Raw genomic sequence first — 13,002 nt, 5'->3', positions numbered from 1 at the left:
GTGCGGGGAGCGGGCACGGTGACTCTCGTGCACGGCCGCGCCTCCCGGGCCGGGTCAGGTCGTGACGGACGCGTCGGGTCAGGTCACGACGGCAGGGCCGAACCAGTTCGCGACGGACGCAGCCGAAGCCGGTACGCGACGGCCGCGGAACCAGGTCGCGACGGCCGGGCCAGGTCCTGACGGTGGCCGCGTACGGCGCGTCAGGCCCTGACCGGCTGCGGCACGGGTCGCCTGAGCATCGGGCGGTGGCGGCGCGAGGCGGTGCTGGAGGCCATGACGATGGCGGTGAGGATGAGCCCGTCACGGGCCATGTACTTGCCGGTGAATCCCGTCAGCTGCTGGCCGCCCACGTGCGGGCCGGTGACCAGGAGCCGGGCGGAGAAGGCGCCCAGGACGGGGTTGAAGGTCAGGATCGCGTCCTCGAAGTCCAGCCACCGCTTGGCCAGCGGGAACCAGGCCTTGTAGACCGACTCCTTGGCGGAGAACAGCAGGCGGTCCCAGGAGACCTCGGGGTGGTCGACGGCGAGGGCGCGCAGGGCTTTGCGCTCCTCGGCCAGCGAGACGGCATCGAGGACGCCGTTCGACAGCGGCTCGTTGGGTTCGGCGTCGATGCCGATCGTGATGGTGTCGCTGCCGGGGCTGACGACGGCGCCGCGGTATCCCGCGCAGTGCGTGATGCTGCCCACGAAGCCCTTGGGCCACTGGGGTTCGCCGCGCAGGCCGGGCAGGAGCGGCTGCGGCGGCAGGCCGAGCAGGCCCATGGCCTGCCTGGCGCACATGCGTGCCGTGGCGAACTCCTTGCGCCGGGTCTCCACCGATCGGCTGATCACCTCTTCTTCAGCGGGGAAGAGCATCGCGTCGTGGTCGTCGAAGGTGTCGACGGCCACCACCCACGGGGGGAGGATGCTCCCGATCAAAGCATTGGTGTTCACCATTCCAAGCTAGGTTCGGCCTCGCCGCGAGAGAACGTTTGCCCAGGTCTTCTCGGGCTGTCCGGAGCCGGTTGCGGGGTGAACCTTCCCCTGGAAGGGGGTACGATCTGACCGAAATGTCCCTATTTATGGTTAGTTATCGGATCGTGCCCGCGACGGTGTGATCAGGGAGGCGTCGATCGCCCGGTTGACGGCGTCGATGCGCGACGCGGCCCCCAGTTTCACGAAGATGTTACGCAGGTGGCGCTTCACCGTGGCCTCGGTGGTGTTGATGCGGGCGGCGATCTGCCGGTTGCTGAGCGCCTGCGCCGCCAGTTCGAGGACCTCGCGCTCCTTGCTCGTCAGCACCTCCGTGGGAGCGCTCTCCATCTGGGCAAGACTTTCACGGGAGACGGCCAGGACGATGCGGTCCGGCTCGTCGTGCACGCTCCGGATCGCCGACACCAGCTCGTGCCAGTGCACGCTCTTGAGCAGGTAACCGCGGATGCCGGCGGCGAGGAGCCTGCGCAGGAGCTGCGGGCCGTCGTACATGCTGAGGATGATGATCTGCGTGTTCGGGACCTCGCTGCGCAGCCGCGTCACGGTGTCGGTGGCCGAGTCGCCGGGGATTTCCACGTCGAGCAGGAGGATGTCCGGCTTCTTGTCGGCGACCAGGCGGAGCGCGTCGTCGGAGGTGCCCGCCTCGCCCACCACGACCAAGCCGTCCTGGGCGTCCAGGATCTCCCTCAGTCCCTCGCGGAACAGGGCGTGGTCGTCCACGATGGCGATCGTGGTGGGCGGGTCACTCCTGATCATCGGGGCGCCTCTGGATGGGCACGGCGAGGTCGACTCTGGCGCCCATGCCAGGTTTGCTGGCGATCGTCACCGTGCCGCCGAGTAACTGGGTGCGCTCCCTGATGGACGACAACCCGAGACTGCCCTTCGGCGCCTGCCCGTCCGGGTCGAAGCCGCACCCGTTGTCGATCACGCTCGCGACCAGCTCGTGCGGCGCGACGTCGATCCTGATGAGGATGGCCGACGGCTCTCCGTGGGTGAGCGCGTTGCGGGCCGCCTCGCGCAGGATCAGCAGGCACTCCTCGCTGACGGTCGCGGGCGCCCAGGTCTGGTCGCCGTTGACGATCAGCTCGATCTGTACGTCGTCCGTCCCGATGACGTCCAGGTAGTTGAGCAGCCCCTTCTCCAAGGTGCTGCCCCCCGGGGGATGGAGGTCGGAGGTGACCTGGCGCAGGCTGTACATCGTCTCCTGGATGGCCTGCTGCGCCATCTCCAGCTTCGCCAGCGCCTTCGCCGGCTCCCCCGGGCGGTACATGTTCGACAGCTCCAACTGGCGCTGGGCCACGCTGAGGCTGTGGCCGATGCGGTCGTGCAGCTCCCTGGCGATCCGCCGGCGCTCGGCCATCTGGGCCTCGGTCACCTTGTTGAGCAGGATGCCGGTGTAACTGTTGGCGGCCTCCCTGATGCGCAGGGAGATGCTCTGTTCCAGTGCCGTCACCACGAGCCTGAGCATGCGAGCTGCCTGGGTGTCGTCCTGGAGCCGCTGGCTCAGCGTGGTGAACGCCGCGCGGAAGAACACCGAGGCCGCCATCAGCGACTCTCTCGGATGGACGCCCGCCGACGCCCTCGCCACGCCTATGTCCCAGGCCAGGAAACGGGACGTCTCGTCGTCGTCCTGCAGGCGTCCCGCACGCAGCGCCCCCGCCATCTCCGTCAGGATCTGGCCTGCGTTCGTCATGACCTGGGTTTTCGTAACCTGATCATTGATCAACACGCTACCGATGGCCGCAAGTCCCTGCTCGTACTTGCTCAGTATGTCCGCTCGGCACTCCTCGATAAGGCTCGCCGGCCCCGTAGCGTCTTGCTCACCCGTATGCGCAATTTCTCCCACCGTGTCCCCTTGGAGAGTGCACGAATGCTTACATCTTGGGTCAACACTGGTGAGTAGGCAACTGTATGCCAATGACCGGCATACGCGGAGTGGTGCCCGAGCAGCCGCTGTCGGCCCTGTGACCTGCTGAAACAGGGTGCGACATGCAAATGTCAATATTCCGTGAACAGCGTGTGCCGGGCCGGAGTCGGCGCACCGGCTCGTCCGGATGTCCGGCGAGACGGCGGGCCGACGTGAGCATGGCTCGCATTAGCGCGATTCACGTTAATAAGTGATAACGATACTCGTCAGTAAGGTTTGGGCCGCCCTCCACCCCCTCCCGCGTGCGCCGGCAGCGTGGGCCGGGGTCCCCGCAGGGACCCGCCCGGGTGCGCCGCCCGGCGCGGGCCCGCGATGACTCGGACCTGCGTCTGGTCCGAAAGGTGAAGACCGGATGGTCCGTACGGCGCGACCCGCGTTATTAAGGATAAGTCGTATTGTGAGCCCCCAGAGCCGCACCTAACGTGATGAGCGTCAACCCAGTAACGGGTGCGGAAGGGGTTGAGGTCATGCGGCAGGTTCGCCGGACCAAGACATCGAAGCCGAGAAAAGAGCAGAAAAGCTCGTTGGACCTCAGAACTCCATCCGGTCGTGAATTGCCTTTCTAAAAGGGGTGTCCAATCATGGGGCTGTTCGAGAGAGACGCGGCCATGACCTCCATGCAAGGCCTCCTCGCCGAGGCCGTTGGCGGCAAGGGCAGGGTCGTGATGGTGACGGGGGTCGTCGCGACGGGCAAGAGTGAGCTTCTGCATGCCTTCGCCGAACAGGCACTCGAACGGGGTGCGCTGCCGCTTGTGGCCTCCGCCACCCAGGCGGAGAGCGATATTCCGCTGGGCGTGCTCGGCCAGCTCTTCCAGAACGCGCCGCTGCGCGAGGACGTGCGCGCGGTCGCGGCCGACCTGCTGCGAGAAGGCGCGGAGATGGCCTCGCCCGCGAAGGGCGACCGCGTGGAGCAGGTGGACGTGCAGATCGTGCACTCGCTCTGCGCGGTCCTGCTCTCGCTGGCCGAACGCCATCCGCTGGCGATCGTCGTCGACGACGTGCACCTCGCCGACCGGGCCTCGCTGCTCTGCCTGTCGTACCTCGTCCGCAGGTCCAGGTACGCGCCGCTCGTGGCGGTCTTCAGCCAGGCCGAGTACCGCCGGCACATGCACGGATTCTTCGCCACCGAGCTGCTCCGCCAGCCCCACTGCACCGCCGTCAGGCTGGCGCCGCTGTCGTACGGCGCCGCTCTGGGCATGACGGCCGAGCGCCTGGGCGAGGCGGCGGCCGAGGAACTGACACCGGAGTGGCACACGCTGAGCGGCGGCAACCCGCTCCTGCTCCGCGGCCTGATCGAGGACCACGAGACCGGCGGGAGCGCTCCCGCCGAACGCTACGGCGAGGCCGTGCTGTCGTGCCTGCACCGGGCGGACCCCGGGCTCATGCAGGTCGCCGGCTGGCTCGCGGTGCTGGACGACCCGGCGCTTCTCGAGCGGCTGCTCGGCTCCGGCACCGCGTCGGTGTCGGACGCCATACACTGGCTGGAGACGGCCGGGCTGCTGGAGTCGGGCCACTTCCGGACCGAGATCGCCAGGCGGACGGTGCTGGCCGAGCTGAGCGACGAGGTGCGCCGCAGTGTGCACCGGCGGGCCGCCGAACTGCTGCACGAGGAGGGCGCCGCCGACGTCGTGATCGCCGAGCACCTGCTCGGCGCGGACGCGACCGACCTGCCCTGGGCCGTGCCCGTGCTGGAGACGGCGGCGCTGCACCGCCTGGACGACGGAGCCGTCACCGCGGCCGTCGACTACCTCAAGCTCGCCTGGCGCGGCTGCACCGACGAGCGACGGCGCACCACCATAGCCACGGTGCTGATGCGCGCGGAATGGCGCATCAACCCCAGCTCGCCCGCCGAGCACCTCGCCGAACTCACCGACGCCCTGCACAACGGCACCCTGCGGGGCAGCGACGCGGTCGTGCTGGCCAGGGCGCTGCTGTGGCACGGCAAGGTCGACGACGCCTGCCAGGTGCTCGAACACCTCAAGGAGAGCGGCGACACCGAGCCTCAGACCGTGGCCGAGCTCATCGGCACGCGGCTGTGGTTGCGCTGCTCCGCGCCGCCGCTGCTGGCCCACGTCAACAGGTCGACCAGCGAGCAGGCCAGGGAGGCCGTGCTCCCCGTACGCGTGAGCCGGCGCCTGGAGTCGATCAAAGCGCTGACCTCCGTACTCACCCGAGGGCCGCGCGAGCGCATCCTCGGCACGGTCGAGCGCATCCTGCACAGCTCCCGCCTGGACGAGATGTCCATGGACACCGTCGAGAGCTCCCTGCTCGCGCTCACCTACGGAGGCTGGCCGGACAAGGCCGCGCCCTGGTGCGACGCCTTCATCGAGGAGGCGCAGTCGCGCAGCGCCCCTGCGCGGCGTGCCCGGCTCACCGCGATCCGCGCCGAGATCGCCATGCGCCGCGGCGACCTGGAGACCGCGGCGTCGTGCGCCAGGCAGGCACTGGAGCTCATCCCGCCGGCCAGTTGGGGTGTCACCGTGGGCGGCCCGCTGGCGAACCTGATGCTCGCCAGCACGGCCATGGGGCAGTACGACAAGGCGCTCGCCCAGGTCAACACCCCGGTGCCGGACGCCATGTTGCAGACCCGCTTCGGCCTGCACTACCTGCACGCCCGCGGGCGCTACCACCTCGCGGTCGACCACCCCGCGGCGGCGCTGCGCGACTTCCGGTTCTGCGGCGAGCTCATGGCCGAGTGGGAGATGGACACGCCGGGGTTCATCGCCTGGCGTACCGACGCGGCGGAGGCGCTCATCAGGATGGGCGAGCAGGCGGAGGCCCGCGCCCTGATCGAGGAGCAGTTGTCCCGCTGCGGCCCGACGGCCTCGCGCACGCACGGGATCGCGCTGCGCCTGCTGGCCGCCACGAGCGAGCTCCGGCACCGGCCCATGCTGCTGCGGCAGTCGACGGACCGCCTGCAGACCTGTGGCGACCGCTACGAGCTGGCCCGGTCGTTGTTCGACCTCACCGAGGCCTTCCACAGCGTCGGGGAGTTCCGCAGGGCCGGCATCATCGCCAGCCGTACGCGCACCCTCGCCCAGGAGTGCGGCGCCCAGCCGCTGAGCCAGGCGCTGGACGGCGACGGCGCGGCCACCGCCGAGGGGCAGGGCTCCGAGATCAGCAAGGTGGTGGCCATCCTCAGCGACGCGGAGCGGCGCGTCGCCGGCCTGGCCGCGGTCGGCTACACCAACCGTGAGATCGCCGCCAAGCTGTTCATCACGGTGAGCACGGTCGAGCAGCACCTGACCCGCATCTACCGCAAGCTCGGAATCACTCAGCGTTCCGATCTCCCTCCCAACCTGGAGCTCAGCCCCTCCATGCGCTGACCTGTCGAGCTCCCCGAGCTGCCCACCGTGCGAACCGCGCGGTGGGCAGTGACATTAACAATGTTTATAACGAAGTGTTGTGCACAGTGTCAAGGGCGGATAAAACGCCGAGATGTTTCCATATTAGTTCGTTGTCCCCAGGGGATAGGGGTTGTGGCGAGAACTGCCCCCACAGATCGTATGTACGGACGGTGAGGGTCAATTGGAGGGAGTGTCGTGGACAGCAGAAGGCTGGGTGACACGGGGCCGATCACCTCGTGTCTGGGCTTCGGGTGTCTGGCTCTCTCCGGCGTGTACGGCGAAGTGGACCGCGTGGAATCGCTGGCGCTGCTCCACAACGTGCTCGACACCGGTGTGACATTGCTCGACATGTCCGACGACCACGCCGACGGTGAGGTCGAACGGCTCGTCGGCGAGGCCGTCAGGCCCTGGCGCGACGACGTCATCCTCTCGACGCGCACCCTCCAGCGCCGCTCCGGAGGCATGAGCCTGCGGCAGGCGTGCGAGGCCTCCCTGAAACGGCTCGGCGTCGACCACGTCGACCTCTACATCGTCGGCAGGGCCCGGGACGCCGCGCCCGTCGAGGAGATGGCGGGCCGGCTCGGCGAGCTGGTGACGGCGGGCAAGGTGCGCCACGCGGGCCTGTCAGACGTGACGGGGGACGAACTGCGCCGGGCGCACGCGGTCCACCCGATCACCGCCCTCGGCATGGAATATTCCTTATGGCACCGCGACGCCGAGCTCGACCAGCTCCCGGTGGCGCGCGAGCTGGGCATCGGCCTGGTCGCGGGACGGCCGCTCGGCCGCGGCTTCCTGGCCGGGCGCGGCGGCTCCGCCCGCGAGCTCGACCCTGGAGACGCCCGCCGCGCCGACCCCCGGTTCGACCCGGCCAACCTGCCGGGCAACATCGCCAGACTCAGGAAACTGGAGGCCGAGGCGGCGACCATGGACGTCAGCACCGGCCGGCTGGCGCTGGCCTGGCTGCTGGCCAGGGGGCCCGACGTCGTGCCGGTGCCCAGCACCCGCGACCCGGTCCACCTGGAGATGAACGCGGGCTCCGTCAGGCTGCTGCTGACCGACGCGACGTGCCGCCGCCTCGAAGCGGCCTTCCCGTACGGCGCCGCCACCGGAGCGCCCCTTCCCGGATGACCCGGGCCGGGGCGGGGGTTTCGGCGGGGTTCAGACGAGGGCCAGGATCACCAGGCCGTGCAGGGCGTACTGGGTGGCCATGAAGGCGCCGTACGGCTCGCGGCGGCGCCCCTTGAGACACAGGACCGTGATGGCGAGCGCGCCCGCGACCATGGCGATGGCGCTGGGCCACAGCGGCAGCTCCAGGAGCAGCACGGCGGCCGTGAAGGCGAGCGCCAGGCCGATGGCGACGGCGCAGATCGTCCACCGCAGGGTGCGCTCCCCGTGCGTGACCGCGAAGGTCGTACGGCCGGCCTGCGCGTCGCCCTCGATGTCGGGCAGGTCCTTGGTCGTCGACCCCACCAGCGCGGTCCAGAGCGACGCCGCCGGCACGAACACGAGCAACATGAGCGACACCCTGAACTCGCCGGCGTAGGCGAGAGCGCCCGCGCCGTACGTGAGCACGGTGGCGACGCCTCCGGTCAGGACCGTGCCGCCGGAGCTGCGCTTGAGCGGGAACGGCGGACCGGAGTACAGGTAGCCGAGCACCAGCACGACCGTGAGCAGCAGACCCATCACCGGGTCGAGCGCGAAACCGCTGAGCAGGCTCGCCACGGCCGCGGCGAGCGCCACCGCGGTCGCGAAGGCGGGCGGCAGGTCGCCCCTGCAGATGGGCCTGCGCGAGCCGTTGAGGCGGTCCTCGGACACGTCCATGACGCCGTTGAAGAGGTAGACCGAGAAAATCATCAGCACCCACGTCAGTGCGCCCCAGGCCGTTCTGCCGAGATGCCCGTCGGCGCCGGCGACCTGCGCGCACAAAGCGGTGCCGGTCAGAAAACGCAGCAAGAATATTATCTGCACGGAAGGGCGAGACTCTGCCAGACACAGACCGCCGCGCCGCAGCGCCACGGTTTCGATGGTCGCCATGATCGGATTGTGCTCGACCGCCGGATGGCGGAGAAGGGGGGTGCGTCTAAAGATACCGGGGTCCGCACTCTCGATACCCGGGCGGATATCTATGGGTAAGGACCGGCACTCTCATGATCCCCGCCCTGTTCGGGGGTGCCCGGCCGATTGTACGTTGTGATCGGAGATCTCCTGCAAGCAGACCATGACTCAGGCGAAGGAGATTGAACCATGGTCACGACCCGACCCGTAGAGCGCTATTCGGACTTTACTCCGTTGGCCCTGCCCGACCGTACGTGGCCGGACAAGAGGATCGTTTCGGCGCCGCGCTGGTTGTCGACGGACCTGCGCGACGGCAACCAGTCCCTGGCCAACCCGATGTCGCCGGCCAGGAAACTGCGGATGTTCGAGCTGCTCGTCGACATCGGCTACAAGGAGATCGAAGTCGGATTCCCGGTGGCCAGCCAGGACGACTACGACTTCGTACGGCTGCTCATCGAGGAGAACCGCATTCCCGACGACGTGTGGATCTCGGTGCTGGTGCCCGCGAGGGACGAATTGATCGAGCGCTCGGTCAGCGCGCTTTCCGGTGTGCCGCGCGCCACCTTCCACCTTTACAACGCGACCGCGCCGCTGTTCCGGCGCGTGGTGTTCAACATGGACCGCGCGCAGTGCAAGGACCTGGCCGTGCAGGGCACGCGCATGATGATGAAATACGCCGAGCGTGATCTGGCCGGCTGCGACCTGCGCTACCAGTACTCGCCGGAACTGTTCAACGAGACCGAGCCGGACTTCGCCCTGGACGTGTGCGAAGCGGTCATGGACGTGTGGAAGCCCGGCCCGGGGCGCCCGATCATCCTGAACTTCCCCACCACCGTGGAGCGTTCCCTGCCGTCGGTGTTCGCCGACCAGATCGAGTGGCTGGACCGCAACCTGTCCCGCAGGGAGCACGTGTGCCTGTCCATCCATCCGCACAACGACCGCGGCACGGGGGTTGCCGCGGCCGAGCTGGCGATGCTCGCCGGCGCCGAGCGGATCGAGGGCTGCCTGTTCGGCAACGGCGAGCGGGCCGGCAACGTGTGCCTGGTGACGCTCGGCATGAACATGTTCACCCACGGCGTGGACCCCGAGATCGACTTCTCCGACATCGACCGCATCCGCGGCACGGTCGAGCACTGCAACGAGATCCCGGTGCACCCCAGGCACCCGTACGGGGGCGAGCTGGTCTACACCGCCTTCTCCGGCTCCCACCAGGACGCGATCAAGAAGGGGTTCGACGACCTGGAGCGGCAGGCGTCCGAGTCCGGCGCCGCCGTCGACGAGATGCCGTGGACGATGCCGTACCTGCCGGTGGACCCCAAGGACGTGGGGCGCACGTACGAGGCGATCGTGCGGATCAACAGCCAGTCGGGCAAGGGCGGAATCGCGTACGTCATGAGCGCCTGGCACGGCATGGACCTGCCCCGCGAACTGCAGCGGGAGTTCGCCGGGCTCGTGCAGGAGCGGGCCGACCTGCGGGGCAGCGAGCTCTCGCCCGACCAGGTCTGGGAGCTGTTCCAGGAGGAGTACCTCTCGCGCGACGAGCGGCCCGGCGTGCCGGCTGCCGGCGGTGAGAGGATCACCGCGATCCTCCACATGGACGGCCAGCGCGAGCAGGCCGTGCGGGCCATCGGAGCCACGCTGGCGCCCCTGGGCGTGGACGTGCGCGCGGTGCACCGCTCGGGCTGCGCCGAGCAGGTCGCCAGCATGGAGACGACGGTCTACGCCGAGTGCAAGGTGGACGGCGAGACGGTCTGGGGCGTCGGCGTCGCCACCAACGTGGTGGACGCGACCCTCACGGCGGTCGGGTCGGCCGCCAGGAGGAGCGGGCGGACGGAGGTCAGGCTCGCGAATGCCAGCTGACGCCCGGCGCACGACAGCGCACGGCAGCGGCCGTCCTCCGGGGCGGCCGCTGCGGCGTTTCCCGGCCACGCCAACCCCCTGCCGCCGTTCCGCGCCCCGCCTGATTCCCGGACACGACGAAAGCCACCGCTCCTTCTCTCGAAGAGCAGTGGCTTTCGTTCTGTCGGAAGGCCTCGCAAAAGGGGTACGACGTCTAGCTCAATGCCTCACCTCACCGGCGGGATAAACACCTTCAAAACCGTGTTGCTTGTATTCAAGCGCGGCCCGGAGTCATTTCCCACCCCTAGCTCACCCTTAGGGCGAACGCATATTCCCGGTCAGCTTATTCGCCGCAGGCGGCCCGGTTCGGTGGACCTCGGGCGCCATTCGCGGGGATATCCCAGCGAGACCTCCTCGAACCGCACGCCGTTGTGCCAGGTGGTGCGGGGAATGTGCAGGTGCCCGTAGACCACGGTGCGCGCGTTGAACCGTACGTGCCAGTCGGCGGTGCGTTCGGTGCCGCACCACAGCGCGAAGTCGGGATAGCGCAGGACGTCGGTCGGCCGGCGTACCAGGGGATAGTGGTTCATCAGCACGGTCGGCAGGCCGGTGGGCAGCTCGCTCAGCCGCCGCTCGGTCAGCTCGACCCGGGCCGCGCACCAGGCCTGCCTCGACGGGTACGGGTCGGGGTGCAGCAACATCTCATCCGTGCACACCACGCCACGTTCGTACGCCTGGGCCAGGGCCTCCGCCCGGGAGCGCACGCCGGGGACGCGGAAGGAGTAGTCGTACAACACGAACAGCGGCGCCACGACGAGGGAGTCCTCCCAGACCGGGTAGGGATCCTCGGGCGTGACGACGCCCAGGTCGCCGCAGAGCCGCACCAGACGGTCGTAACGCTCGGCGCCCCGCAGCCGCACGGGGTCGCTCGGATGGGTCCACAGCTCGTGGTTGCCGGGGGTCCACACGACCTTGGCGAAGCGCCCGCTGAGCAGGCGCAGCGCCCATTCGACATCGGCCATGAGCTCGGCGACGTCGCCCGCGATCAGCAACCAGTCGGCGGCGGACCGGGGCCGTAGAGCCTCCACGATCTCCCGGTTGTCCGCATATCCCACGTGGAGATCGCTGATGGCGAGCAACGCCGACATTCCTACTCCGCGATGGCCGTCCGCATGATCCAGGTGTAGACGGGAAGCTCCTGCCCGTCCACGCGCGTTCGCTCACCTCTGTGGAGGAAGTGCTCGTACCCACTGCCGAAAGGCAGTTTGATCTTCTCGCAGCCCGGCGCGACGGTCAAGAACCGCCGTTCGGTCGGCAGGTGGTTCGGTCCCCCGATGAGCATGACTTTGACGTACGACATGGGTCACCTCGTTTCAGAGCGGGATGTTGGTGTGGCAGCCGCGGGACTGCGGCGCCCGTGCGAGTGCTTCTGCCAGGCGGAGCCGGGTCTCGGAGGGGGAGATCACCTCGTCCACCACGCCGAGTGCCATGGCCCGGTCGACGCCGCCGGCCGTCCGCTGGTGCTCCTCCACCAGGCGGGCGTGCAGGCCGGCCCGCTCGGACTCGGGCACCGCGGCCAGCTTCTTGCGGTGCAGGATGCCCACCGCCGCCTCGGCCCCCATCACCGCCACCTCGGCGTCGGGCCAGGCGTACACCGCGGACGCGCCCAGCGACCTGGAGTTCATGGCGATGTAGGCGCCGCCGTACGACTTGCGGGTGATCAGCGTCACCCGGGGAACGACCGACTCGGCGAAGGCGTGCAGCAGCTTGGCGCCCCGCCTGACGACGCCTCCCCACTCCTGCTGGACGCCCGGCAGATAGCCGGGGACGTCGACCACGACCACGAGCGGCACCCCGAGCGAGTCGCACATCCGCACGAAACGCGAGGCCTTCTCCGCCGACAGCGAGTCCAGGCAGCCGCCCTTGCGCAGCGGGTTGTTGGCGATGACGCCGACCGCCCGGCCGCCGAGCCGCCCGAGCCCGACCACCATGTTGGGGGCCCAGCGTGGTTGCAGCTCCAGGAAGTCGGGGTCCAGCACGGCGCGGACCAGCGGCCGGACGTCGTAGGCGCGTCGCGGCATGTCGGGGAGCAGCGCGCGCAGGTCGCGCGGCTCGCTCAGCGCGGCGAAGTCGTGCTCGCCCGGCCGGGTGAAGAACCCGGTCAGCAGGCGGGCCCGGTCGTACGCGGCTTCCTCCGAGTCGACCGTGACGTGGGCGACGCCCGACTTGGGGCCGTGCGCGTCGGGGCCGCCGAGCCCGGCCATGTCGATGTTCTCACCGGTGACGGTGCGTACGACGTCGGGCCCGGTGATGAAGACCCGGCCGGCGTCCGACATGATGATCACGTCGGTCAGCGCGGGCCCGTACGCGGCCGCCCCCGCGGCCGGCCCGAGCACGACCGAGATCTGCGGCACAAGGCCGGAGGCGGCCGTCATGGCGGCGAACATGCGCCCCACGCCGTCCATCGACTCCACGCCGTCGGCCAGCCGGGCGCCGCCGGAGTGCCACAGCCCGATCACCGGGCAGCGCCGGCGCACGGCCAGCTGGATGGCCTCGACGATCCGGTTCGCGCCCGCCCAGCCCAGCGCGCCGCCCATGATTGTCGCGTCGGTGCAGTAGGCGATGACGGGCGAGCCGTCGATCAGCCCGTGCACGGCCTGCACGCCGCTGCCGTCGTCGCCGTGTATCGGCACCACCGAGTCGGGATCCATGAGTCGCGAGAAGCGCACCGATGGAGTCCTCGGATCGAGTATTGCTTCCGTGGGAAAAGCGGTCAGGACCGTCATCGTTGTCCTTTCGCCGGAATCTGTCCTTCGAAATGTCCCGGGTGACCCCTATCGCGAACAACCCCTATCGCCTCGTA

10 protein-coding genes are annotated in these 13,002 nt (G+C 69.3%); 3 read left to right on the top strand and 7 right to left on the bottom strand.

The genetic code is table 11. The features are described 5' to 3' along the window. Nucleotides 1–200: 200 nt before the first annotated feature. From GUY59_RS31315 to GUY59_RS31305, 3 genes are all read right to left on the bottom strand, one after another. Nucleotides 201–917 carry a 4'-phosphopantetheinyl transferase family protein gene (locus tag GUY59_RS31315; protein WP_138201279.1) on the bottom strand — a complete coding sequence of 239 codons (717 nt, stop codon included), beginning with the start codon at nucleotides 915–917 and terminating at the stop codon, nucleotides 201–203. Between the two features lie 147 nt (nucleotides 918–1,064). Next, nucleotides 1,065–1,727, bottom strand: coding sequence for a response regulator transcription factor (locus tag GUY59_RS31310; RefSeq protein WP_132338034.1), 663 nt, complete (start codon nucleotides 1,725–1,727; stop codon nucleotides 1,065–1,067). Beyond that, entirely contained in the window at nucleotides 1,714–2,664 is a 951-nt protein-coding gene (locus GUY59_RS31305; protein WP_132338036.1) for a sensor histidine kinase, read from the bottom strand. Before GUY59_RS31305 ends, GUY59_RS31310 begins: the two co-directional genes overlap by 14 nt. An 815-nt stretch (nucleotides 2,665–3,479) precedes the next feature. Here GUY59_RS31305 and GUY59_RS31300 point away from each other — a divergent pair. Beyond that, entirely contained in the window at nucleotides 3,480–6,224 is a 2,745-nt protein-coding gene (locus GUY59_RS31300) for a helix-turn-helix transcriptional regulator (RefSeq protein ID WP_138201257.1), read from the top strand. 216 nt (nucleotides 6,225–6,440) lie between these two features. Continuing rightward, the gene (locus tag GUY59_RS31295; protein ID WP_161714784.1) at nucleotides 6,441–7,373 is read left to right on the top strand and encodes an aldo/keto reductase; all 933 of its coding nucleotides are present in this window, start codon (nucleotides 6,441–6,443) and stop codon (nucleotides 7,371–7,373) included. Between the two features lie 30 nt (nucleotides 7,374–7,403). Here the strand turns inward: GUY59_RS31295 and GUY59_RS31290 are convergent, their stop codons facing one another. After that, nucleotides 7,404–8,279, bottom strand: coding sequence for a UbiA family prenyltransferase (locus GUY59_RS31290; RefSeq protein WP_138201259.1), 876 nt, complete (start codon nucleotides 8,277–8,279; stop codon nucleotides 7,404–7,406). 210 nt (nucleotides 8,280–8,489) lie between these two features. Here GUY59_RS31290 and leuA point away from each other — a divergent pair, with 210 nt between their 5' ends. Further along, complete coding sequence (gene leuA / locus GUY59_RS31285; protein ID WP_138201260.1) at nucleotides 8,490–10,160, top strand: 2-isopropylmalate synthase; 1,671 nt, start codon at nucleotides 8,490–8,492, stop codon at nucleotides 10,158–10,160. Between the two features lie 317 nt (nucleotides 10,161–10,477). On the opposite strand, the gene GUY59_RS31280 is transcribed toward leuA, so the two are convergent. The 3 genes from GUY59_RS31280 to GUY59_RS31270 are packed head-to-tail and all read right to left on the bottom strand — an operon-like array spanning nucleotide 10,478 to nucleotide 12,925. After that, the gene (locus tag GUY59_RS31280) at nucleotides 10,478–11,287 is read right to left on the bottom strand and encodes a metallophosphoesterase family protein (RefSeq protein ID WP_138201261.1); all 810 of its coding nucleotides are present in this window, start codon (nucleotides 11,285–11,287) and stop codon (nucleotides 10,478–10,480) included. Nucleotides 11,288–11,289: 2 nt separating this feature from the next. Then, nucleotides 11,290–11,499 carry a DUF5988 family protein gene (locus GUY59_RS31275; RefSeq protein ID WP_132338046.1) on the bottom strand — a complete coding sequence of 70 codons (210 nt, stop codon included), beginning with the start codon at nucleotides 11,497–11,499 and terminating at the stop codon, nucleotides 11,290–11,292. Between the two features lie 13 nt (nucleotides 11,500–11,512). After that, nucleotides 11,513–12,925 carry an acyl-CoA carboxylase subunit beta gene (locus GUY59_RS31270; RefSeq protein ID WP_138201262.1) on the bottom strand — a complete coding sequence of 471 codons (1,413 nt, stop codon included), beginning with the start codon at nucleotides 12,923–12,925 and terminating at the stop codon, nucleotides 11,513–11,515. Nucleotides 12,926–13,002 lie beyond the last annotated feature (77 nt).

This window comes from Nonomuraea sp. K271 (assembly GCF_009908215.1).
Taxonomy (GTDB): domain Bacteria; phylum Actinomycetota; class Actinomycetes; order Streptosporangiales; family Streptosporangiaceae; genus Nonomuraea; species Nonomuraea longispora.
Note: the sequence above shows the minus strand (reverse complement) of the source record. Positions and strands in the feature narration are given on the sequence as shown.

Bases quoted from the DNA above. Each gene is read 5' to 3' on its own strand.
- GUY59_RS31310 (WP_132338034.1), bottom strand. From the start codon at position 1,727: ATGATCAGGAGTGACCCGCCCACCACGATCGCCATCGTGGACGACCAC.
- GUY59_RS31305 (WP_132338036.1), bottom strand. From the start codon at position 2,664: ATGACGAACGCAGGCCAGATCCTGACGGAGATGGCGGGGGCGCTGCGT.
- GUY59_RS31300 (WP_138201257.1), top strand. From the start codon at position 3,480: ATGGGGCTGTTCGAGAGAGACGCGGCCATGACCTCCATGCAAGGCCTC.
- GUY59_RS31290 (WP_138201259.1), bottom strand. From the start codon at position 8,279: ATGGCGACCATCGAAACCGTGGCGCTGCGGCGCGGCGGTCTGTGTCTG.
- leuA (WP_138201260.1), top strand. From the start codon at position 8,490: ATGGTCACGACCCGACCCGTAGAGCGCTATTCGGACTTTACTCCGTTG.
- GUY59_RS31280 (WP_138201261.1), bottom strand. From the start codon at position 11,287: ATGTCGGCGTTGCTCGCCATCAGCGATCTCCACGTGGGATATGCGGAC.
- GUY59_RS31275 (WP_132338046.1), bottom strand. From the start codon at position 11,499: ATGTCGTACGTCAAAGTCATGCTCATCGGGGGACCGAACCACCTGCCG.
- GUY59_RS31270 (WP_138201262.1), bottom strand. From the start codon at position 12,925: ATGACGGTCCTGACCGCTTTTCCCACGGAAGCAATACTCGATCCGAGG.